The sequence below is a fragment of the Geodermatophilaceae bacterium NBWT11 genome (assembly GCA_014218215.1).
Taxonomy (GTDB): domain Bacteria; phylum Actinomycetota; class Actinomycetes; order Mycobacteriales; family Geodermatophilaceae; genus Klenkia.
Window position 1 is genome coordinate 3,474,558 of record CP043652.1, and the last position, 21,292, is coordinate 3,495,849.

A 21,292-nucleotide genomic window follows, 5' to 3' on the forward strand; every position below is an offset into this window, starting at 1 on the left:
GATCGGGGCGGCGATGGTCCGCACGTTCGCCGCCGAGGGTGCCGTCGTGGCGATCGTGGACCGGCTGGCCGACGAGGCAGGGAAGCTGGCCGCCGAGGTGGGCGGGCACGCCGTGGAGGTCGACCTGGCCGACGTCGCAGCGACCCGGACGGCGACGACGACGGCGATCGACGCCCTGGGCGGGGTCGACGTGCTGGTCAACAACGCCGGCATCCTGCGCTTCGCCTCGTTGCTGGACCTCGAGCCGCACGAGTGGGACGAGGTCTTCGCCGTCAACGTGCGGGCGATGCTGGTGACCACCCAGGTCGCCGTCACCGCGATGGTGGCCGAGCGGGCCCCGGCGCACCCCGGCGACGTCGTCGGCAAGATCGTCAACACCGCGTCCATGGGCGGCAAGGCCGGCGGCGCGGGGCAGGCGCACTACGCGGCGTCCAAGGCCGCCGTCATCGGCCTCACCCGGGCCACCGCCGAGGAGCTCGGCCCGTTGGGCATCACCGCCACCTGCCTGTGCCCGGGCTACGTGCTCACCGAGATGGGCGCCGGCACCCGGACGCCTGCGGACGTCGCCCGCTGGTCGACGAGGTCGCCGTTGGGCCGGCTCGGCGAGCCCGAGGACGTCGCCCGGGTGGCGCTGTTCCTGGCGTCGTCGGACTCGGACTACCTGACCGGGGACGCGCTCAACGTGGCCGGCGGGATGATCACGCATTGAGCCGCAACGCCTGGGGGTTGAGCCCCGACGCCGTCGACCTGCGGCGCCCGGTCGTGGAGTCCCGGCCGGTCGAGGTGGCCGCGCTGCCCCAACGGCTGACGCTGGACCTGGCCCGCACCGCGCTGGTGGCGGTCGACCTGCAGAACGACTTCTGCCACCCCGACGGCTGGCTGGCCTCGATCGGCGTCGACGTCTCCGGAGCTGCCGGACCCGTCGCCGCCCTGACTGCTGCGCTGCCCCCGCTGCGTTCGGCCGGCGTCCCGGTCGTGTGGCTGAACTGGGGCAACCGGCCCGACCGGGCCAACCTGCCGCCGGGCGTGCGGCACGTCTACGACCCCGACGGCGCCTCGACCGGCATCGGTGACCCGCTGCCCGGCGGCTCGCACGTGCTGGAGCTGGGGTCCTGGTCGGCCGGGCTGGTGGACGAGCTGGTGCCCGAGCCCGGTGACCTGCACGTGGCGAAGTACCGGATGAGCGGGTTCCCCGACACCCCGCTGGACTCGGTGCTCCGCAACCTGCGCGTGGACACCCTGCTGTTCGCCGGCGTCAACGTCGACCAGTGCGTGCTGGCCACGCTGATGGACGCCGCCAACCTGGGCTACGACGTCGTCCTCGTGGAGGACCTCTGCGGCACGACGTCCCCCGACTTCTGCACCGCCGCGACGCTCTACAACGTGCGGCAGTGCTTCGGCTTCACCACCACCTCGGCCGAGCTGCTCGCCGGCCTGCACCCGTAGGAGATCCCGTGGCCATCGCCCCCGTCGTCAGGTCCCTCGCGGACATCACCCCGCACTACATCGGCGACAACCGCACCGTCCGGCTGGCCGTGCTGTCCGGTCCGGCCGACGGGTCGGGCACGACCGTCGTCCTGGAGATCTGGGAGCCCGGCGGCTCCCAGCCGGACAACTCGCACGAGGAGTCGACCGAGACCTTCGTCGTGCTGCGCGGGACGGCGCGGGCGCACAGCGACGAGCACGTCGCCGACCTCGGCCCCGGTGACGTGATCGTGCTGCCGGCCACCTCGGTGCACCACATCGTGAACACCTCGGCCACCGAGCGGCTGTACACGATCACCGTGATGGAGAACGACGGCGGTTTCGCCGACCTGATCTTGACCGGCCCGCAGGCCTCCCTGGACGCCGCGGACGCCGCGGTGCTGGGCGCCGTCCTGACCGCGGCGTGAGCGTCCCGGACGAGGTGCGGGCCGCGGTCGCCCGGTACGAGACCGCGCTGGGGGCCAACGACCTGCCCGAGCTCGACGCGCTGTTCGCCCCCGGGGACGACACGCTGCGCGCCGACGCCGGGGGAGTGCTGGTCTCGCACGCCACGATCAGCGACTACCGACGCGGTCGGGGTGGTGCCCCGGCGCGTACGGTGACCGCCCTGCACGTGGTCGAGCACACCGCCGACCTGGCGACGGCGGTCGCCGAGACGCTGCGCCCGGACGGCACCCGGGGCCTGCAGACCCAGGTGTGGGAGCGGGGTGCGGCGGGCTGGCAGGTGCGGGTGGCGCACGTCAGCTCCGGCCCGACGCCCTCTGCCCGGACGGCGGCCGACGCCTCGTCCGAGCGGGCCGACCCGGCGACGTGGCGGGTGGTCGGATCGCCGCTGGTGGCTCCGACGTCGGCCGGTCCGCTGGACGGGGTCTCGGTCGCGGTGAAGGACCTGCTGGACGTCGCCGGGCACCCGGTCGGCGCGGGCAACCCGGTGCGGCTGGCCCAGGCCGTGCCGGCGGCTGGACACGCCCCGGTGCTGGCCGACCTGCTCGCCGCCGGCGCGCACGTGCGGGGCATCGCGCGCACCGACGAGCTGGCCTACAGCCTGTCGGGGACGAACGTGCACCACGGCAGCCCGAGGAACCCCTGGGGTGCGGGGCTGGTGGTCGGGGGCTCCACCAACGGCCCGGCGTCGGCCGTCGCGCGCGGGCAGGCGGACCTGGGGTTGGGCACGGACACGGCGGGGTCGATCCGGGTGCCGGCGTCCTACTGCGGGCTGCACGGGCTGCGGCCCACGCACGGGTCGCTGCCGCTGGACGGGGTGCTGCAGTTGGCTCCCGGGTTCGACACCGTGGGCTGGCTGACCCGCGACGCCGGCCTGCTGCACGAGGTGGCGTCGGTCCTGCTGCCCGGTGCCGCGCCGATCACCTCGCTGGTGCTGGCCACCGACCTGCTGGCCCTGGCCGACGCGGCGGTGGGGTCGGCACTGACGTCGGCGGCGGCCGAGCTGGCCGCCGCCTCGGGGCTGCCGGTGCGCAGTGCGCAGCTGGTGACGCAGGAGGAGCACGAGCGGTGGTTCACCGCGTTCCGGACCGTGCAGGGCGCCCAGGCGTGGGCGGCGCACGGGGCGTGGATCGAGGCGAACCCGGGCGTGCTGGGGCCCGGGATCGCGCAGCGCTTCGCCGACGGGTCCGCGGCCGGGCCGGACGCGGTCGCCGAGGCGGAGGTGGTGCTCGCCGAGGGCCGCGCCGCGCTGCGTGCCCGGGTGGGGGAGGGCGTCGCGGTGCTTCTGCCGGCGGCCAGCTCGACCGCGCCCCCGGTGTCGGTGCCGGCGGAGCGGAAGGCGGTCTACCGGGCGGCCACGTTGCGGCTGACCTGCCTGGCCGGGGTGGCCGGACTGCCGTCGGCGGTCGCGCCGGCCGCGCTCGTGGACGGACTGCCGGTGGGGCTGGCGCTGCTGGGCGCTGCGGGCAGCGACACGGGCCTCACCGCGGTGCTGGCCTCCTGGGACCGGCGCCTCGCGCCACCGTCCTGACCTGCGTGGTGCGCCCGGCAGGAATCGAACCTGCGACCAAGGGATTAGAGGTCCCAACCGTGCGGCCCGCCGACCTGCGGTCGCGTGTCCACGGTCCACTGACCTGCGGATTGTCCGACGGGCAACGCTGGCCCACGTTGGTCGTTGTGGGCAGTTTTGCGGCCAAGCTGCGGCGGGGTCCTCATGGCAGCCTGAGCCGGTGGACCTGCAGACCCTGCTCAGCTTGGCGACGGCGTTCGGTCTCGGTGGCGCCGTCACGTCGGTTGTGTCCGGGGCTGGTGACCGACGCAAGGCCAGGGCCGACGTCCGCCGATCGCTACTGGTGGTCGAGCGGTTGCGCTGGCTCACCGAGGACGACGATGTCTGGCGGGCGGCCGTTCGTGAGCTGATCGCCACCTGCCTCACCGCGCGGGTTCCGCGGGGGATGACTGACCGGTACGTGCAGGCGGTGCGAGCATCCCGGGCCATCGTCAGGGACGATGCCGACCAAGGGCGGAAGGCTCAGATGGGCCTCGAACTCAGCGACTACATCGAGGCCGTGGGTGTCTTGATCGTTGACCACCTGTGGCACCCCTGGCGTACCCGGGTGCAGCGGCGGGGGCGCCTGCGCAGGCTAGACGCAGAGAAGGCCAGGCTTGTGGCAGATGGCGCCAATGCCGTGCGGGTGGCGGACGGGCACAGGGGCGCCTACCTCGCTAACCGGTACTGGGATCAGTGAGCGCTGAGCGACCGGACGACCTTGCCCAGCTGGCCGGGGTCGACGATGTACTCGTCTTCCCGGCCGGTCTGTTCGACGACGATCTCGACGGCCTGCTGGCCCGGATGGATGCGGTTTCGTGGTGCGCCCGGCAGGAATCGAACCTGCGACCAAGGGATTAGAAGGCCCCTGCTCTATCCGCTGAGCTACGGGCGCTCGGCGGCGCCGATCATCCCATCCGCTCCTAGCCCGTCCCGGTGCGACGTGCTCGTCGCCGTCCACATCCGGGGTGGTCGTCCACAGAACGGTCCGGGCAGGCCGCCGGCGGGCCGGGTGGACCCAGGGTCGGGGGGAACCGGCGGCCGTCGCCGGCGACACCACCCGGAGGACCGCCATGAGCCAGACCCAGATCACCGTCGTCGGCAACGTCGTCGACTCACCCGTCCGCCGCCGGGCTGGCACCGGTGAGGTCACGAAGTTCCGGATGGCCGCGACCGACCGCTACTTCGACTCCGCCGCCGGCCAGTGGGTCGACGGCGACACCTTCTACGTCGACGTCGACGCCTGGAGCGCGCTGGGAGCGAGCGTGTCCTCGAGCGTCTTCAAGGGCGACCCGGTCGTGGTGACCGGGAAGATCGCCACCTCCGAGTACGAGGTCGACGGCGCCAAGCGCAGCCGCCCGGTGGTCCGGGCGTTCGCGGTCGGGCACGACCTGGGCCGCGGGAGCGCGGTGTTCAAGCGGACCCCGAAGGCCGCCGAGCAGCCCGCCAGCGGTCCCGAGGGCGGGGACACCGGTGAGGTCGACCCGACGGCCTACACGACGACCGAGGACGGGGAGTCGGTGGACACCCGCACCGGGGAGCTCGCCGACTCGGCCGCGGCCCCGTTCTGAGGCCGGTGCCGGGGCCGGGTCTCCCGGTCCCGGCGCCATCGGGGTTGCCGGGGGCTGGGAGACTGGGGCGCAGGTGTGGCGTGCGGACCCTGGTCGGTCGCCCCCACCGCTGAGACCAGCACGATCCCCGATCCCGACGGAAGGCTCCCGTGGCCCAGTACATCTACTCCATGGTCCGCGCGCGCAAGGCGCACGGAGACAAGGTGATCCTCGACGACGTGACCCTGGCGTTCCTGCCGGGCGCCAAGATCGGCGTCGTCGGCCCCAACGGCGCCGGCAAGTCCACCGTTCTGAAGATCATGGCCGGGCTGGAGCACGCCTCCAACGGCGACACCACGCTGGCCCCCGACGCGACGGTCGGCATGCTGCAGCAGGAGCCGCCGCTCAACGAGGACCTCGACGTCCGCGGCAACGTGGAGGAGGCCGTCAAGGAGGTCCGCGACGCGCTCACCCGCTTCGAGCAGGTCAGTGCCGCGATGGGCGAGCCCGACGCCGACTTTGACGCGCTGCTGGCCGAGCAGGGCGACCTCATGGAGGTCATCGAGAACGCCGACGGCTGGGAGCTCGACAACCGCATCGAGCAGGCCATGGACGCCCTGCGCTGCCCGCCCGGCGACGCCGACGTGCGGGTCCTCTCCGGTGGTGAGCGTCGCCGCGTGGCGCTGTGCAAGCTCCTGCTCGAGGCGCCGGACCTCCTCCTGCTCGACGAGCCCACCAACCACCTGGACGCCGAGTCCGTGGCCTGGCTGGAGGCGCACCTGGAGAAGTACGCCGGCACCGTCGTCGCCGTGACCCACGACCGGTACTTCCTGGACAACGTGGCGCAGTGGATCCTCGAGCTCGACCGCGGTCGGGCCTACCCCTACGAGGGCAACTACTCCACCTACCTGGAGACCAAGGCCGCCCGCCTCAAGGTCGAGGGGGCCAAGGACGCCAAGCGCGCCAAGCGGCTCAAGGACGAGCTGGAGTGGGTCCGCTCCGGCGCCAAGGCCCGCCAGGCCAAGAGCAAGGCCCGCCTCGCCCGGTACGAGGAGATGGCCGCGGAGGCCGACAAGTTCCGCAAGCTGGACTTCGAGGAGATCCAGATCCCGCCGGGCCCGCGGCTGGGCAGCGTGGTCATCGAGACGAACAAGCTGGTCAAGGGCTTTGGCGACCGGGTGCTCATCGACGGCCTGTCCTTCTCGCTGCCCCGCAACGGCATCGTCGGCATCGTCGGGCCCAACGGCGTCGGCAAGACCACGCTGTTCAAGATGCTGGTCGACCAGGAGACCCCCGACGGCGGCGAGATCAAGGTCGGCGAGACGGTCAAGATCAGCTACGTCGAGCAGAACCGCAGCGGCATCGACCCGACCAAGAGCCTGTGGGAGGTCGTCTCCGACGGCCTGGACCACATCAAGGTCGGCAACGTCGAGGTGCCCTCCCGGGCCTACGTGTCGGCGTTCGGGTTCAAGGGCCACGACCAGCAGAAGAAGGCCGGGGTGCTCTCCGGTGGTGAGCGCAACCGCCTCAACCTCGCCTTGACGTTGAAGCAGGGCGGGAACCTGCTGCTGCTCGACGAGCCCACCAACGACCTGGACACCGAGACGCTCACCAGCCTGGAGAGCGCGCTGCTGGAGTTCCCGGGCTGCGCCGTGGTCGTGAGCCACGACCGCTGGTTCCTCGACCGGGTGGCGACGCACATCCTGGCCTACGAGGGCGACTCCCAGTGGTTCTGGTTCGAGGGCAACTTCGACGACTACGAGAAGAACAAGATCGAGCGCCTGGGCGCCGACGCGGCCCGCCCGCACCGCGCGACCTACCGCAAGCTCAGCCGCGACTAGGGGCCGTTCCAGTCGGTTCGCTCGGGCTTGTCCTCGCCGAGTGACAGCTGAGCGGGGTCATCCGGGCGCCCGGACCCCGCTCAGCTGTCACTCGACGTGCGGGCGGTGCGGGGGAAGTCCTGCACGAACCGGCGCTGGGCGGGGGTCTCCACCGCCCGGCGCCGGTACGCCGTCCGCACCCAGGCGACCGCCTCGGCCGGCGGCACGCCGTCCAGGACGGCCAGGCAGGCGAGGGCGGTGCCGGTGCGGCCGGTGCCCCCGGCGCAGGCCACCTCCACCCGCTCGGTGGCTGCCCGGGACAGCAGGTCGACCAGCGCGTCCCGCAGGTCGGCGGGGGAGCGGGGGAGCCGAAAGTCCGGCCACGCCACCCAGCGGTGCGGCCAGGCCACCGGGCGGTCCCGGCCCAACAGCACCAGCCCGAACGCGGGGTCGAGGAGCTCCTCGCGCAGACCGCGTCCGCGCACCAGGCGGCCCGATGGCAGCTCCACGACGCCGGGGGCGCCCGCCGTCCAGGTCACCCCCGCACCGTAGGGCGGGCCGGGGTACGGCAGGGTGTGCGTCCGTGAGGTTCTCGGTGCAGGTCCCGATGCGCTGGTCGGACATGGACGCCTACCAGCACGTCAACAACGTCGCCTTCCTCGGCTACTTCGAGTCCGCGCGGGTGGCGCTGTTCTTCGACCAGCCCACCCACGACGAGATCACCGGGCTGCGCCGCGGCATCGTCGTCGCCAAGCACGAGATCAGCTACAAGCGGTCGGTGGTCTACGACGCCGCGCCGCTCGAGGTGCAGATCTGGTGCTCCGACGTGCGCGCGGCGGCCTTCACCTGCCACTACGAGCTCTTCGACCACGGCCGGCTGGCCGTCACCGGCAGCACGCTGCTCGTCCCGGTGGACTTCGCGCTGAACCGGCCGCGCCGGCTCACCGCGGACGAGAAGGAGTTCATCGGCGCGCACCTGGACGAGGGCCCGCTGCCCACCAGCAGCTAGACCGGCACCGGGCGGTCGGCCGGAGCGCCCAGGGAGGCGGCCTCGGCGTCGGAGACCACCCGCACCGCACTGCCGACCGCGATGGTCCCGGCCGAGTAGACCCGGACGTTGATGCCGCCACGGTGGGCCATCGGCCTCACCAGCGGCAGACCGGTCAGCGTGGCGAGGTGCCGGCACGGCGGGCAGCGCTTCATCCCGAAGGCGAGCACGTCGCCGAGCACGAACCACCGGCCCACCAGGCCGGGCAGGTCGATGCCGCGCGTCACCACGTTGCGCCGGGTGTCGGCCGGGGTGAACGGCACGCCCAGCTCGGCGGCCACCTCGGCGACGGCGTCGGCGTCGACGAGGGTCAGCTGCTTCTCCCCGTCGGGCCAGTCCGCCCAGGTGCCGCCACCCAGGGCGTAGCGGTCACCGGCCAGCCCCACCCCGGGCAGCGCCTGCGCGGCGGACACCGACACCATGGGCGCAGCCGCCTCGGGGGCCAGGTGGATGGCGACGACGGTAGGGGTCACGCCTCGGAGTCTGCCCCGCGGGCGTCCAGCGCCTCGGCGAGGGTGTGGGCCAGCACCAGCACCTGCACCAGCAGCGGGACGACGATCCTGGCCTGCGCCCGCGGCCCCCGGCCTGCCCCACCGCGGGCGGCCTGGGCCTCCCGGATCCGGGCGGCGCGTTCGCTGATCACCGGGATGAAGCGCAGCGTCATGGCGACGAGCAGGCCGATCCGGGCCGGGCGCACCCCGAACACCCGCAGCGGCGAGCAGACCCGCTCGACCACCTCGACCATCTCGCTCACCCGGCTGGTGGCGGTGACGACGGCGGCGGCCAGCACGAGGGTGAGCAACCGGGTCACGGCCAGCCCGCCCTCGGTCAGGCCCACGCGCCAGCCGTCCACGAGCACGTGCACGACGAGCAGGGCCAGCAGCACCCAGAGCACCGCCCGGGCCTGCTGCCACAACACGGCCGAGGGGAGTCCGGCCAGGCCGAGGCCGACCAGCAGCACGACGGCCAGCCCGCCCAGCACGACCGGCCAGGACGCGAACACGAACAGCAGCAGGCTGCCGGCCGCCAGCAGGGCGAGCTTGACCCCGGCGGGCACCCGGTGCACCGGGCTGCCCGAGGCGACGTAGAGCGCGAGGGTCACCGGCGGGCGTCCATCAGGGCCCGGTAGGCCGCCAGCGCGGGTGCGGGGGCGTCGTCGGCGGCGATCCGGCCGCGGTCGACGACCAGCACCCGGTCGAAGTCGGTCAGCAGGTCCAGGTCGTGGGTGACCACGACGACCCGTTCCTCCAGGGTGGTGATCAGGTCGGCGATCCGGCGGGTGTTGAGCAGGTCGAGCAGCGTGGTGGGCTCGTCGAAGACGATCCGGTCCGGGCGCATCACGACCACCCCGGCAATCGCCAGCAGCTGCTTCTGCCCGCCGGACAGCAGGTGGGCGGGGTGGTCGGCGTGCCCGTCGAGCCCGAACCGGACCAGCGCCTCGGCCACCCGGGTGGCGCGCTCGGCCGGGGGCACGCCCTGGTTCTGCAGTCCGTAGGCGACGTCCTCGGCGACCGTCGGGTGCACGATCTGGGCGTCGGGGTCCTGGAAGACGAAGCCGACCCGGCGGCGGACGGCGCGCAGTTCGGTGGTGGTGGACAGCCCGTCCACCAGCACCTCGCCGCTGGTGGGGAGCACGAGGCCGTTGAGCAGCCGGGCCAGGGTGGACTTGCCCGAGCCGTTGGCCCCGACGACGCCGACCCGCTGCTCGTGCAGGGTCACCGTCAGGTCGGTGAGGACGGTCCGCTCGCCGTAGGCGTGCCCGACGTCGCGCAGCTCGATGCCCCGCGCGGGGTCGGCGGCGGCGGCCGGGGCGGTGCTGCCGTCGGACGCCGACCGCCGGCGTCTCACGGGGCCGTGGCCGCCCGGCGGGGCCGCTCGATCACCGGGTAGGCCCGGCGCACCTGGACGGCGACCACGCTGGCGATGGCGACCTTGACCGCGTCGCCGATCAGGAACGGCACCGCGCCGGAGGCGAGGGCGGCACCGAAGGACAGGTCCAGGACCAGGGCGAGCACCGTCACGCCCACGGCGTAGACGACCACGATGCCGCCGACGACGTTGGCCACCACGGCCCAGGCCAGGTTGTAGTGCGACCACACCCGCTCGGTGACGAACCCGATCACGGCGGCACCGACGGGCCAGGCCAGCAGGTAGCCGGCGGTGGGGCCGGCGAAGACGGCCAGTCCGCCCCCGCCACCGGGCAGCACGGGCAGCCCGACGGCCACCAGGACCAGGAACAGCAGCATGGCCAGGAAGCCGCGGCGGGCGCCCAGCACCGAGCCGGCGAGCATCACCCCGAGGGTCTGGGCGGTGATCGGCACCGGCCCGACGTCGATCGCCGGCACCAGGCCGAGAACGGCGGTGAGGGCGGCGAAGAGCGCGACGAGTGCGAGGTCCCTGGTCTTCACGAGGTGTGTGCCTCCGGCTGCGACGACGGGGTGGGACCGTGCGTCCCGGTCGGCGGAAAAGTACCCGACCACGCCGGGGTCGCCGCCCGGTGGGGCGGGGCCCGCCGCGCTGACCTGGGCATCCGAGACAGGAGTTGCACCCATCGGCGGAGCGCAGTTGGCTGGTCACGCACGGGGGTCGACAGGGCAGGTGGATCGACGATGGCGACCGGCTGGCGTGCTGCGTGGCGGTCCTGGTGGGACCCCGCAGCGGACCCGGCGGCTCCCCGTCCGTCTCCCGCGCCGCCCCGGTCGGCCCCGGCACCCCCTGACCCGTCCGGCTCCACCGGACGTCCCGGGTCGCCCGTCGACCCGGACCGCGGCGCACCGCCGCGACCCCCCACCCCGACGACAGGAGCACTCCCCGTGGCACAACTGGACACCGTCATCGCCGACCTGCTGGCCATCGAGGGCGCCAGCGGCGCGGCCATCGTCGACGTCGAGAGCGGCATGGCCCTCGCGTCCGGCGGCAACCCCGGCTTCGACCTGAACGTGGCTGCGGCCGGCAACTCAAACGTGGTGCGCGCCAAGCTGCGCACGATCACCGACATCGAGCTCGACGACGAGATCGAGGACGTGCTGATCACCCTGCGCACCCAGTACCACCTGATCAACGTGCTCAAGGGTGCGGGCACCAGCGGCCTGTTCGTCTACCTGGTGCTGAACCGGACGACGGCGAACCTGGCGCTGGCACGGCACAAGCTGCGCAGCGTCGCCGGCGCCATCGCGGTCTGACCCTGGGGGGTCGTCCCGGACCGGGGGGACCGGGACGACCCCCACCGCACCGCTCAGCCGGTCGGTGCCAGCACGAGGTCGCGGACGGCGGTCGGGTCCGACCCGACCGGGTCGACCCACCGGACGAGCCGGCCGCCGGCCAGCACCCCGACCCGGTCGCAGAACTCCACCAGCTCGTCGGGGTCCACCGAGACCACCACGACCGCGGTGCCGCGCGCGGTGGCCTCGTCGACGACCCGCCGCACCTCGCGCCGGGACCGCAGGTCCAGTCCGCGGGTCGGTTCGTGCACGACCACCACCTCGCCCGCGTCGGCCATCCACCGGGCCAGGGCCAGCTTGTGCTGGTCCCCGCCGGAGAGCGCCCCGAACACGGTGCGGATGCTCCCGGTGTTGACGTGCAGCTCGTGCACGGTCTTGATCACCCCGCGCAGCGAGGCGATCTCGGTGCTGAGGTCGGTAGGCCGGCCCCACGGCTCGTCGACCAGGGTGCGGACGATCGTCTCGCCCGGGTCCACCCCGTAGGCGTCGTCGTCCGGGGCGTAGGTGGGCAGCCGCAGGGTGAGCGGGCCCTGCTCGGTGCTGGCGGGCACGAGGCCGGCCAGGGCGGCGGCGAGCTCGCGCAGCCCCGACGTGCGGTCGCCGGTCAGGCCGAGCACCTCGCCCCGGTGCACGTCGAGGTCCACCCCCTCGACGTGGCCGGCCACCCGGAGACCGCGCAGGCGCAACGCCACCTCGGCGGTGGCGGTGGAGACCCGCTTCGGGCTCCGCGAGGGCAGCCGGACGGGTGCGGCGTCGACCGGGGGGCGGGGGCGCGGGACCAGGGCCGCGCCGTCCAGGGTGGCCGCGGCCAGCCGGGCGGGGTCCAGCCCGGCGGCGGGGCTGTCGGCGGCGATGACGCCGTCCCGCAGGACCAGCACGCGGTCCACGACCTCGAGCATCTCGGGGAGCCGGTGGCTGATGTAGAGCACCCCGCGGCCCTGGGCACGCAGCCGGCCGGCGACGGCGTGCAGCGCGGCGACCTCGGACCCGGTGAGCGCCGCGGACACCTCGTCGAGCACCACCACCCGGGTGTCCTCGGCCAGCACCCGCGCGGCCTCCACGAGGCCGTGCACGAAGCGGGGGAGGTCGCCGACGGGCAGGTCGGGGTCCAGGTCCAGCCCGACGGTGGCGAGCACGGCGGCCGCCTCCTCGCGGACGGCCTCGGGCGTGAGCCCGGCGGTGCCCGTGCGACGGGTGAGGGCCTGGGCGACGGTGAGCGTCGGGTCGATGCGCACCAGCTGCTCGACCACCCCGACCCCCAGGTGCCGGGCGTCCTCGGGCGACAGCGGGGCGTAGGGCCGTCCGGCCAGGCTCATCGACCCGCCGTCGGGGGCGGTGATGCCGGCGACGACGTCCCCGAGGGTGGACTTGCCGGCGCCGTTGGCGCCCACCAGGCCGACCACCTCGCCGGGCTCCACGGTCAGGTCCACCCCGCGCAGCACGCGGCGCGGGCCGAACGAGTGGGTCAGTCCGACCACCTGCAGCAGGGCCATGCGGGCGGCCTTCCGAGAGGGTTGTCGTGACGTCCTGTACCGGTACGGATGCTACCCGTGCCGGGTCCCGCCGCCCGTCGGGACGGCGGTCCGCTCAGCCCTCGAGCCAGGCGGCCGCGTCGTGCGGCAGCAGGCCCTCGACCACCGGTGCGCTGGCCAGCACGAGGCGTCCCTCCGGCAGCGCCACGGGGGCACCGGACAGGTTGAGCCAGAGCACCAGTCCGCCGTCCCGGCGCAGGGCCAGGCAGCCCTCCGGCGCCGTCAGCCAGTGCACGTCCCCGCTGGCCAGCGGCGTGCGACGCAGCTGGAGCGCAGCTCGGTACAGCGACAGCACCGAGTCGGGGTCGGCCGCCTGGGCCGCCGCCGTGAGACCGGCCCAGCCCTCGGGCATGGGCAGCCAGGTCGTCGTCCCGGCGGTGAACCCGTAGGGCGGGGCGTCGCCGGACCACGGCACCGGGATGCGGCAGGCGTCGCGGCCCCGCTCGGTGTGCCCCGAGCGGGTCCAGACCGGGTCGGTCAGGGCCTCGTCGGGCAGGTCGACGTCGGGCATGCCGAGCTCGTCGCCGTTGTAGACGAACGCCATCCCGGGCAGGGCCAGCTGGAGCAGGGCCGCGGCCCGCGCCCGGCGGGTGCCCAGCTCGCCGTCGCCGTAGCGGGTGACGTGCCGGGGCCGGTCGTGGTTGGACAGCACCCAGCACGGCGGGGCGGGGGTGTCGGCCACCGAGGCGAGGGAGTGCACGACGGCGTCCCGCAGCTCCTCGACGTCCCAGTCGGCGGTCAGCAACCGGAAGTTGAACGCCGAGTGCAGCTCGTCCGGGCGCAGGTACCGGGCCAGCCGCTCGTCGTCGGCCACCCACACCTCACCGACGGTCATCGCGCCGGGGTGCTCGTCCAGCACGCGGCGGATCATCCGGTGCACGTCGTGCACACCGTCGACGTCCAGCCGCGGGTCGGTGGGGCCGTGGTCGTCGAAGAGACCGGCCTCGTCGAAGTCGACGTCGGGCAGCCCGTCGGCCTTGACCATCCCGTGCGCCACGTCGATCCGGAAGCCGTCGACCCCGCGGGCCAGCCAGAAGCGCAGCGTCTGCGCGAGGTCCTCGAGCACCTCGGGGTGGGTGAAGTCCAGGTCGGGCTGCTCGGGGGCGAACAGGTGCAGGTACCACTGGCCGTCGGGCACCCGGGTCCAGGCCGGGCCACCGAAGATCGAGGGCCAGTTGTTCGGCGGCTCGGCGCCGTCGGGGCCGGTGCCGTCCCGGAAGACGTAGCGCGCCCGGGCCGGTGACCCCGGACCGTCGGCCAGCGCCTGGACGAACCAGTCGCGCTGGTCGGAGGTGTGGTTGGGGACCAGGTCGATGGTCACCCGGATGCCGTGGCCGTGTGCCTCGGCCAGCAGCGCGTCGAACTCCCCGAGGTCGCCGAACACCGGCTCCACGTCCCGCGGGTCGGACACGTCGTAGCCGTGGTCGGCCATCGGCGAGGGGAAGAACGGGTTGATCCACAGCGCGTCGACACCGAGGGCCACGAGCTCGGGGAGCCGGGCCCGCAGCCCGGCGAGGTCGCCCACCCCGTCGTCCCCGCCGTCGGCGAAGGAGCGGATGTAGACCTGGTAGAAGACGGCTTCACGCCACCAGTCGGTGGACGGTGCGGTGCTCACGGCGACAGATCACCCTCGGTCGGCTCGGTCCAGCGGTTCTGCATGCTGCGGGCGGCCATCTCCAGGTACCCCCACAGCTGGGCGTCCTGCTCGGGCGTCAGCGACAGGGAGTCGACTGCCGCCCGCATGTTCGACAGCCAGGCGTCGCGCTCGGCCTCGCCGATGGCGAAGGGGGCGTGCCGCATCCGCAGCCGGGGGTGGCCCCGCTGCTCGGAGTAGGTGGTGGGTCCGCCCCAGTACTGCTCGAGGAAGCGCCGCAGCCGTTCCTCGGCGCCGTCCCAGTCGTCCTGGGGGTACAGCGGTGCGAGCACGGGGTCCTGCCGGACCCCGCGGTAGAAGTGCGCGACCAGGTCGTGGAACACGGGGGCCCCGCCGACCTCGGCGAAGAAGCTGCGCGCCGAGGGGAGGGGCCGACTCGACTCGCTCATGCCCCCGATGGTCCCGCAACGCGGGCGTCGGCGGGCGGGCGGGTGCGGCGCAGGGCCACCAGGGGAGCCACGGCCACGACGGTCCCCACGACGCCGGCGCAGGCGACCACCACGCTGGGTGCGACCACCTCGGCCAGGGCCCCGCCGGCGAAGATCCCCGCCCCCGACGCCGCGGACAGCCCCGCGACCGCGATGGCGAACGCCCGGCCCCGGTACTCCGGTGGCACGGCCTGGACGAACAGGACGTTCAGCGGGATCGACCAGGCCGACCCCACCCCGGACACGAACAGGGCCACCACGGCGCCGGCGTCCCGCGCCACCCCGTCGGGCGCCAGCAGGGCGAGGGCGCCGGCGACCGCGGTGCCGAGGAAGGACGTCGCCACCAGCCCGGGCACCAGCCGCTCCCGCAGGGACGGCGGGCAGAACCGGCCGATGAGGACCCCGCCGAGGACGGCGCCCACCGGGTTGGCCGCCAGCAGGAGCCCGACGGCCGCGGTGCTCCCGGTGAGTTCGACCGACCACGGCGTGACGATGCCCTCGGGTGCGCTGAGGAAGACCCCGCCCACCCACAGCAGGACGACGATGGACAGCAGCCGCGGGGTGCGGAGGACCAGCCGCAGCCCCTGGACCGCGGCGGCCAGCGGGGACGCCACCTCCTCCTCGTCGTCGGGGACCGGTGCCGGCCGCTGGGTCAGCCCGGCGCGCAGCCACAGGGCGGAGACGGCGAAGGTCGCGGCGTTGACCAGCAGGGCCGTCGACGGTGAGAAGACCGCGATGAGCACACCGCCGGCCAGGAAGCCCACCGCCTGCGAGAGCTGCAGCACGATGCCGGTCAGCGAGGTGGCGACCGCGTACCGGTCGTCGGTGAGGATGTCGGCCGTCAGCGCGGACCGGGCCGCCTCGAAGGGCGGCGCGCAGAAGGAGACCAGCACCAGCAGCCCCAGCAACGCCGGCAACGGCGTGCCCGGCAGCGCCATGCAGGCCACCAGGAGGGCGCGCAGCACGTCGGAGGCCACCAGCACGGTGCGCCGCGGGAACCGGTCGGCCAGCACGCCCAGCACCGGCCCGCCGAGCACCCAGGGCAGGTAGCTGACCGCGAAGGTCGCCGCCGAGAGCAGCGTGGACTGGGTGCGCTGGTAGACCAGCACGGTCAGCGCCAGGCGGGCCAGCTCGTCGCCGATGGTCGACAGCAGGTAGGACCCGAAGAGCGGACGGAACTCACGCACGGCGAAGACCGCCCGGTACGTGGCCGGTCGGTCTGCCGTCTCGTCCGCTGCGCGGTGGCTCAGGGCGCCTGGCCCCCCACGGGCCCGCCGAGCGAGGGCAGCGGGATCTTGATGCCCTCGACGGCGAACCGCTCCTGCAGCCGCATCCGCAGCTCCCGGCCGACCCGCCACTGGTCGGCGTTCGTCGTCCGGACCTGCAGCCGCATGACGATGCCCTGGGCGGCGATGGACTCCACGCCGAGGGACTCCGGCTGCCCGAGCAGCACCTCGGCCCACTCGGGCTCGGCGTAGACGGCGTCCCCGACCTCCTGCATGACCGCCTTGCAGCGCTCCAGGTCGGTGTCGTGGGCGACCGGCATGTCGATGACGACCTGGGCGTAGCCCTGGCTCTTGTTGCCCACCCGGAGCACCTCGCCGTTGCGGGCGTACCAGACCACCCCGTTGACGTCGCGCAGCCGGGTGATCCGCAGGCCGACGGCCTCCACGGTCCCGCTGGCCTCGCCGAGGTCCACGACGTCACCGACGCCGTACTGGTCCTCCAGGATGATGCCGATCCCGGCGATGAAGTCCTTGATCAGGTTCTGGGCGCCGAAGCCCAGCGCGACGCCGACCACCCCGGCCGAGGCCACGATCGGGGCCAGGTTGATGCCCAGCTCGCCGAGGACCAGGACGATGGCGATGAAGAAGACGACGATCGAGGCGAAGCTGCGCAGCACCGAGCCCACCGCCTCGGCGCGCTGGGTGCGGCGGGCCGCCACCTGCTCGACCACCTGCTGGTGGGACTCCCCGTTCTTGGTCCGCCGGGGCTTGAGGATGGTCGGCACCTGACCGGTCGCGGTGCGGTCGGTGAGCCGGTGGATGGTGCGGTTGATCAACGCTCGGGCGATCAGCGCGACCACGACGACGAGCAGGATCCGCAGCGGCGTCGCGACCAGGGTCTGGGCGTTCGCGGCCAGCCAGTCCAGTCCGAACCACTCGTAGAGCCGGGCGCACAGCGACGTCGAGTCCTCGGTGACGCAGCTGGGCACGTCCAGGTCGGTGAGTCCGTCCAGGCCGTCGGTCGCCGCCGCGGTGACGGTGAGTGCGTTGGTCATCACGGCGGAGTCTCCCAGGTCGGCTGCGGTGGTCGGGGGGTCCCCGGGTCGGTCCGCGTGCCGATGCCGAGGCGGTCCCGGATCGGAACGCGGACGACTGGATCAGCCGGCGACGAGCCCGGTGTGCTCGGCCAGGAACGCCAGTTGGTCGGCAGCCAGGCCGACGGTCCGGGAGACCGCGCGGGCGCCGTGCCCGACCGCCACCTCCCGGCGCAGCACCACCGGCGCACCGGACGACGTCGCGTGCTGCAGTGCCGCGGCGAGCTTGCGGGCGTGCAGCGGGTCGACCCGGGTGTCGGACTCGAAGGTCGTGAACAGCACGGCCGGGTAGGCGGTGCCCTCGACCACGTGGTGGTAGGGCGAGTACCCCAGCAGCCAGCCCAGTTCCTCCGGGTCGGCGGCGGTGCCGTACTCGTCGTTCCAGGTCCGGCCCAGCCCGAACAGCTCGTACCGGACCATGTCCAGCAGCGGGGCGCTGCAGACGACGGCCGCGGCCAGGTCGGGCCGCTGGGTCGTGGTGGTGCCGACCAGCAGCCCGCCGTTGGACCCGCCGAAGACGCCCAGCTGTCCGGGCGTCGTCCAGCCCTGCGCGACCAGGTGCTCCCCGGCGGCGGCGAAGTCGTCGAACACGTTCTGCTTGCGCTCGCGCATCCCGGCGCGGTGCCACTCCTCCCCGCGCTCGGAACCGCCGCGCAGGTTGGCCACCGCCCACACCCCGCCGGCGGCGACCCAGGCCAGGGTCTGCGCGCTGTAGCCGGGGGTCAGCGAGACGTTGAAGCCGCCGTAGCCGTAGAGCACGGTCGGCCGCGGCCGGTCGGGGGCGGCCGCCGCGGCGACCACGAACAGGTGCACCGGGGTGCCGTCGGGCGAGGTCGCGTGCGTCTCGGTCACCACGACGTCGGGGACGGCGCCGGCCACCGGGGCCCGCTCCCAGTCGACCAGCGCGGTCGGGTCTGCGGCGTCCCAGCGCAGCACGGACGGCGGGGTGGCGTGGTCGGTGTAGCCGACCCAGGCGCTGGTGCCGCCCTCGGGCGGGGTGCTGACCCCGGAGATGCTGCCCGGCGGGACGGCCACGTCGGCCAGCCGGCCCGAGCCGTCCGCGGCCCAGAGGGAGAGCCGGTCGGTGGCGTCCACGGCGTGCACCGCGAGCACCCGCAGGTCGCCGTCCACGCCGTCGACCAGGGCGACGTCGGACAGCACGCCGGACTCCTGCTCGGCGATCACCGGGGTCCAGGAGGCGGGCTCCCAGGTGGCCGGGTCGGCCGGGTCGGCGACGGCGAGCCGGCCGCGCGGGGCGTCCCGGTCGGAGAACAGCCAGAGACGGCCGTCCCGGGCCACCCAGGCCGAGGTCTGTGCGTCCACGCCCACCTGCAGCGGGCGCAGCTCGCCGTCGCCCTGCAGGTCGGCCAGCCAGACGTCGTCGCGCGGGGCGGTGCCGGCCGAGGCCGAGACCACCAGCCAGCGGCCGTCGGCGGAGACCCGGACGCCGTAGTAGTTCGTCGGGTCCAGCCCCTCCCCGTGCACCAGCACGTCGGTGGCCGGTTCGCTGCCCACCCGGTGCCGCCAGACGCGGCGGTGGAACTGCTCCTCGCCGGCGGGCACCTGGTCGGGAGCGAGCCGGCGGACGTAGAAGAGCTCCTCACCACCGGGCAGCCAGGCCACGGGGGAGTAGCGGCACCGGTCGACCGGGCCCTCCAGCAGCTCGCCGGTCGCGACGTCCAGGACGTACAGCGCGGACTCCTCGTCGCCGCCGACCGACACCTGGTAGGCCAGCCGGGTGCCCTCCCAGGAGGGTGACCAGGCGTCCAGCGTGGTGGTCCCGGCCGGGTCGAGGCCCATCGGGTCGACCAGCACGCGCGGGGACCCGTCGGCCTCCCGCACCCGCAGCACGGCGTGCTCCTGGCCCGGGTCGCGGCGCAGCGAGAACGCCCGGCCGGCCCGCCACGCGGGTGTGCCGACGACACCGGAGCGCACCAGCTCGCCCAGCCGTGCCGCGAAGGCCTCCCGGGTGGGCAGCCCGCCCAGCACGGCGGTCGAGTACGCGTCCTGCGCCTGCGTCCACGCCGTCGTCCGGGGGTCCGCACCGTCCTCGAGCCACCGGTAGGGGTCGGCGACCCGGTGTCCGTGCAGGTCCTCGACCAGGTCGAGGCGGGGGGCGAGCGCGGAGGTGTCGGGCAGGGGAACGGCAGACGTCACACCGGCGACGGTAGCCACCCTCACACCCGGGTCGGAGAACCCGCTTGCCCTTAGCACACCCCCGGGGGGCAGGATGAGGGTGCCCGTGGGTCGTGCACACCCCGGCGGTCCGGGGCAGACGGAGGTGCCCCGTGTCGCTCGCCGCACTCGGGTCGTCGACCGCATCGGGCCCGCCGGGCCCGCGGCGCGACCCCCGCCCTGGAACCCGCACGCCCGCTCCCGTGACGCCCTCACCGGCGACCACCGCGTCCTGTCTCCTGTTGAACGCCACCTACGAGCCGCTGTGCGTGGTGTCCAGCAGGCGCGCGATCGTGCTGGTGATCGCGCGCAAGGCCGAACCGGTCGACGTCTCCGACGTGCTGTGCCACGCCGAGGTGTTCGCCCTGCCGGTGCCGGTCGTCGTCCGGCTGACCCGGTACGTGCGGGTGCCCTACCCGGCCCAGGTGCCGCTGTCCCGCCGCGCGGTCTTCACCCGCGACGAGGGCACCTGCGTCTACTGCGGGGCGGCGGCGACCAGCATCGACCACGTCTGGCCGCGCAGCCGCGGTGGCACCCACACCTGGGACAACGTGGTCGCGGCCTGCCGGCGCTGCAACCACACCAAGGCCGACCGGTCGCTGGCCGAGCTGGGCTGGACGCTGCCCCGCCCGCCCGGTGCGCCCAGCGGCGCGGCCTGGCGGCTGCTCGGCCACCGCACCGTCGACCCCCGCTGGCGCAGCTGGCTGGGAGAAGGACCCCCTGCCTCTCACCCCACGCTCCGCGCGGGGTGAGCCTCTGCAGGGGGCCGTTCCATCAGGTCACCCGGGCCCGCTCGGTCGGGAAGGCCTCGTGGGCGTCGGTGGCCAGGATGTCGGCCAGCCGGTCGACGGCGTCCCAGACGTCGACGAAGCGGGTGTAGAGCGGGGCCGGGCCGAACCGCACCCGGTCCGGCGTCCGGAAGTCCGGGACGACGTCGCGGGCCAGCAGCGCCTGGGTCAGCTGCCAGGCCTGTGGGTGCGCGAGGCTCACGTGCGCCCCCCGGCGGTCGGCGTCCCGGGGCGAGGCCAGCCGCAGCTGCGGCAGCCGCTCGTCGGCGAGGGCCACCAGCAGGTCGGTCAGCGCCCGGCCCTTGGCCGCGACCGGCCCGATGCCCGCCTCGGCGGTCAGGGCCACGCCCACCTCCACGGCGGCGGTGGCCACCACCGGCGGGGTGCCGACGGCGAACCGGTCGACGCCCGGAGCCGGGTCGTAGGCCGGGCCCATCTCGAACTGGTCGCGCTGCCCGAACCAGCCCCAGACCGGTTGGCGCAGGTCGGCCTGGAGCTCGCGCCGGACGTAGAGGAAGGCCGGGGCGCCGGGCCCGCCGTTGAGGTGCTTGTAGGTGCAGCCGACCGCCAGGTCCGCCCCGCCGGCGTGCAGGTCGACCTCGACGGCGCCGGCGGCGTGGCTGAGGTCCCACAGCACCAGCGCGCCGTGCTCCCGGGCCAGCGCGGTCACCGCGGCCAGGTCGACCAGCGCGCCGGACCGGTAGGCCACCAGCGAGAGCACGACGACCGCGACCCGCTCGTCCAGCGCCGCGGCCAGCACGGCGGTGTCCAGCCCGGTGTCGGGGTCGGCGGGGACCTCGCGGACGGTCATCCCCTTCTGCCCGGCGACCCCGGCCACCACGTAGCGGTCGGTGGGGAAGTCGTCGGCGCAGCACACCAGCACGTCCCGGCCGGGGCGGGCGTCGCAGCCGGCGACCAGCAGCTTGAACAGGTCGACCGAGGTGGAGTCCGAGACCAGCACCTCGCCCGGCCGGGCGCCCAGCACCCCGGCGGCCAGGGCGTCCCCGACCCGGCCGGCCTGCCCGACCCACTGCGACCAGGAGCCGACCAGGCCCTGCCCCCACTCCTGCTCCACCACCCGGGCCAGCGCGGCGGGGGTGGCGCGGGGCAGGCGGCCCAGGGAGTTGCCGTCCAGGTAGAGCCGGCGCCCGGGGCCGTCGTCCCAGCTGCCGTCGGGGCCGTCGCCGACGAAGCGCTCCCGGAACGGCGCCAGGGGGTCGGCGGCGTCCAGCGCCTGGGCATCGGCACGGGTCAGCACCAGGGCCATGATCCACGGGC

The 21,292-nt window shown here is 74.5% G+C and carries 22 protein-coding genes and 2 tRNA genes; 10 read left to right on the top strand and 14 right to left on the bottom strand.

Translation table 11 applies throughout. The features are described 5' to 3' along the window. Positions 1 to 13: 13 nt before the first annotated feature. Genes F1C76_16840 through F1C76_16855 form a run of 4 tightly spaced genes read left to right on the top strand, consistent with a single transcriptional unit; the run spans position 14 to position 3,460 of the window. Positions 14 to 709: an SDR family oxidoreductase gene (locus F1C76_16840; protein ID QNG39323.1), complete on the top strand. Its 696-nt coding sequence runs from the start codon at positions 14 to 16 to the stop codon at positions 707 to 709. Positions 710 to 726: 17 nt separating this feature from the next. Then, the gene (locus F1C76_16845) at positions 727 to 1,446 is read left to right on the top strand and encodes an isochorismatase family protein (protein QNG39324.1); all 720 of its coding nucleotides are present in this window, start codon (positions 727 to 729) and stop codon (positions 1,444 to 1,446) included. Between the two features lie 8 nt (positions 1,447 to 1,454). After that, the gene (locus F1C76_16850; GenBank protein ID QNG38024.1) at positions 1,455 to 1,892 is read left to right on the top strand and encodes a cupin domain-containing protein; all 438 of its coding nucleotides are present in this window, start codon (positions 1,455 to 1,457) and stop codon (positions 1,890 to 1,892) included. Beyond that, positions 1,889 to 3,460, top strand: a complete 1,572-nt coding sequence (locus F1C76_16855) for a DUF3225 domain-containing protein (protein ID QNG38025.1) — start codon at positions 1,889 to 1,891, stop codon at positions 3,458 to 3,460. The genes F1C76_16850 and F1C76_16855 overlap by 4 nt, the downstream gene beginning before the upstream one ends. A gap of 6 nt (positions 3,461 to 3,466) precedes the next feature. Here the strand turns inward: F1C76_16855 and F1C76_16860 are convergent. Then, positions 3,467 to 3,544, bottom strand: a tRNA-Arg gene (locus tag F1C76_16860). Between the two features lie 115 nt (positions 3,545 to 3,659). Here F1C76_16860 and F1C76_16865 point away from each other — a divergent pair. After that, positions 3,660 to 4,178, top strand: coding sequence for a hypothetical protein (locus F1C76_16865; protein QNG38026.1), 519 nt, complete (start codon positions 3,660 to 3,662; stop codon positions 4,176 to 4,178). 119 nt (positions 4,179 to 4,297) lie between these two features. Here the strand turns inward: F1C76_16865 and F1C76_16870 are convergent. Next, positions 4,298 to 4,373, bottom strand: a tRNA-Arg gene (locus tag F1C76_16870). 178 nt (positions 4,374 to 4,551) lie between these two features. On the opposite strand from F1C76_16870, the gene F1C76_16875 reads away from it, so the two are divergent. Together F1C76_16875 and ettA are read left to right on the top strand one after the other, a co-directional pair. Further along, complete coding sequence (locus tag F1C76_16875) at positions 4,552 to 5,049, top strand: single-stranded DNA-binding protein (GenBank protein QNG38027.1); 498 nt, start codon at positions 4,552 to 4,554, stop codon at positions 5,047 to 5,049. A gap of 149 nt (positions 5,050 to 5,198) precedes the next feature. Then, positions 5,199 to 6,869 (top strand): energy-dependent translational throttle protein EttA, encoded by a 1,671-nt coding sequence (gene ettA, locus F1C76_16880; GenBank protein ID QNG38028.1) that lies wholly within the window; start codon positions 5,199 to 5,201, stop codon positions 6,867 to 6,869. An 80-nt stretch (positions 6,870 to 6,949) separates the two neighbouring features. On the opposite strand, the gene F1C76_16885 is transcribed toward ettA, so the two are convergent. Next, entirely contained in the window at positions 6,950 to 7,387 is a 438-nt protein-coding gene (locus F1C76_16885; GenBank protein ID QNG38029.1) for a protein phosphatase, read from the bottom strand. A gap of 44 nt (positions 7,388 to 7,431) precedes the next feature. Here F1C76_16885 and F1C76_16890 point away from each other — a divergent pair, with 44 nt between their 5' ends. After that, complete coding sequence (locus F1C76_16890; protein QNG38030.1) at positions 7,432 to 7,857, top strand: acyl-CoA thioesterase; 426 nt, start codon at positions 7,432 to 7,434, stop codon at positions 7,855 to 7,857. Here F1C76_16890 and F1C76_16895 read toward each other — a convergent pair. The 4 genes from F1C76_16895 to F1C76_16910 all read right to left on the bottom strand — a co-directional run bounded on the left by F1C76_16895 (position 7,854) and on the right by F1C76_16910 (position 10,304). Then, positions 7,854 to 8,318, bottom strand: coding sequence for a sulfurase (locus F1C76_16895; protein QNG39325.1), 465 nt, complete (start codon positions 8,316 to 8,318; stop codon positions 7,854 to 7,856). The genes F1C76_16890 and F1C76_16895 overlap by 4 nt on opposite strands. A gap of 47 nt (positions 8,319 to 8,365) precedes the next feature. After that, complete coding sequence (locus F1C76_16900) at positions 8,366 to 8,998, bottom strand: energy-coupling factor transporter transmembrane protein EcfT (protein QNG38031.1); 633 nt, start codon at positions 8,996 to 8,998, stop codon at positions 8,366 to 8,368. After that, entirely contained in the window at positions 8,995 to 9,675 is a 681-nt protein-coding gene (locus F1C76_16905) for an ABC transporter ATP-binding protein (GenBank protein QNG39326.1), read from the bottom strand. Before F1C76_16905 ends, F1C76_16900 begins: the two co-directional genes overlap by 4 nt. Positions 9,676 to 9,740: 65 nt before the next feature. Beyond that, the gene (locus F1C76_16910) at positions 9,741 to 10,304 is read right to left on the bottom strand and encodes a biotin transporter BioY (protein ID QNG38032.1); all 564 of its coding nucleotides are present in this window, start codon (positions 10,302 to 10,304) and stop codon (positions 9,741 to 9,743) included. 405 nt (positions 10,305 to 10,709) lie between these two features. Between F1C76_16910 and F1C76_16915 the strand changes: the two genes are divergently transcribed. Further along, on the top strand, positions 10,710 to 11,078 hold the full coding sequence (locus tag F1C76_16915) for a hypothetical protein (GenBank protein QNG38033.1): 369 nt from the start codon (positions 10,710 to 10,712) through the stop codon (positions 11,076 to 11,078). A 53-nt stretch (positions 11,079 to 11,131) separates the two neighbouring features. Here F1C76_16915 and F1C76_16920 read toward each other — a convergent pair whose 3' ends face one another. The 6 genes from F1C76_16920 to F1C76_16945 form a co-directional block, all read right to left on the bottom strand. Next, positions 11,132 to 12,610 (bottom strand): sugar ABC transporter ATP-binding protein, encoded by a 1,479-nt coding sequence (locus F1C76_16920; protein ID QNG38034.1) that lies wholly within the window; start codon positions 12,608 to 12,610, stop codon positions 11,132 to 11,134. Between the two features lie 94 nt (positions 12,611 to 12,704). Further along, positions 12,705 to 14,264 carry a glycoside hydrolase family 13 protein gene (locus F1C76_16925; protein QNG38035.1) on the bottom strand — a complete coding sequence of 520 codons (1,560 nt, stop codon included), beginning with the start codon at positions 14,262 to 14,264 and terminating at the stop codon, positions 12,705 to 12,707. Further along, complete coding sequence (locus tag F1C76_16930; GenBank protein ID QNG38036.1) at positions 14,261 to 14,692, bottom strand: globin; 432 nt, start codon at positions 14,690 to 14,692, stop codon at positions 14,261 to 14,263. The genes F1C76_16925 and F1C76_16930 overlap by 4 nt, the downstream gene beginning before the upstream one ends. After that, positions 14,689 to 15,918: an MFS transporter gene (locus tag F1C76_16935; protein QNG38037.1), complete on the bottom strand. Its 1,230-nt coding sequence runs from the start codon at positions 15,916 to 15,918 to the stop codon at positions 14,689 to 14,691. The genes F1C76_16930 and F1C76_16935 overlap by 4 nt, the downstream gene beginning before the upstream one ends. A gap of 59 nt (positions 15,919 to 15,977) precedes the next feature. Further along, positions 15,978 to 17,012, bottom strand: a complete 1,035-nt coding sequence (locus F1C76_16940) for a mechanosensitive ion channel family protein (GenBank protein ID QNG38038.1) — start codon at positions 17,010 to 17,012, stop codon at positions 15,978 to 15,980. A 102-nt stretch (positions 17,013 to 17,114) separates the two neighbouring features. Beyond that, entirely contained in the window at positions 17,115 to 19,208 is a 2,094-nt protein-coding gene (locus F1C76_16945; protein QNG38039.1) for a S9 family peptidase, read from the bottom strand. A gap of 221 nt (positions 19,209 to 19,429) precedes the next feature. On the opposite strand from F1C76_16945, the gene F1C76_16950 reads away from it, so the two are divergent. Then, positions 19,430 to 19,978, top strand: a complete 549-nt coding sequence (locus tag F1C76_16950; protein ID QNG38040.1) for an HNH endonuclease — start codon at positions 19,430 to 19,432, stop codon at positions 19,976 to 19,978. 22 nt (positions 19,979 to 20,000) lie between these two features. Here the strand turns inward: F1C76_16950 and kynU are convergent, their stop codons facing one another. Beyond that, positions 20,001 to 21,275: a kynureninase gene (kynU, locus tag F1C76_16955; GenBank protein ID QNG39327.1), complete on the bottom strand. Its 1,275-nt coding sequence runs from the start codon at positions 21,273 to 21,275 to the stop codon at positions 20,001 to 20,003. Positions 21,276 to 21,292 lie beyond the last annotated feature (17 nt).

Excerpts from the sequence above, each read along its gene's own strand:
- F1C76_16840 (QNG39323.1), top strand. The coding sequence starts at position 14 with ATGGTCCGCACGTTCGCCGCCGAGGGTGCCGTCGTGGCGATCGTGGAC.
- F1C76_16875 (QNG38027.1), top strand. The coding sequence starts at position 4,552 with ATGAGCCAGACCCAGATCACCGTCGTCGGCAACGTCGTCGACTCACCC.
- F1C76_16895 (QNG39325.1), bottom strand. The coding sequence starts at position 8,318 with ATGGTGTCGGTGTCCGCCGCGCAGGCGCTGCCCGGGGTGGGGCTGGCC.
- F1C76_16920 (QNG38034.1), bottom strand. The coding sequence starts at position 12,610 with ATGGCCCTGCTGCAGGTGGTCGGACTGACCCACTCGTTCGGCCCGCGC.
- F1C76_16930 (QNG38036.1), bottom strand. The coding sequence starts at position 14,692 with ATGAGCGAGTCGAGTCGGCCCCTCCCCTCGGCGCGCAGCTTCTTCGCC.
- F1C76_16940 (QNG38038.1), bottom strand. The coding sequence starts at position 17,012 with ATGACCAACGCACTCACCGTCACCGCGGCGGCGACCGACGGCCTGGAC.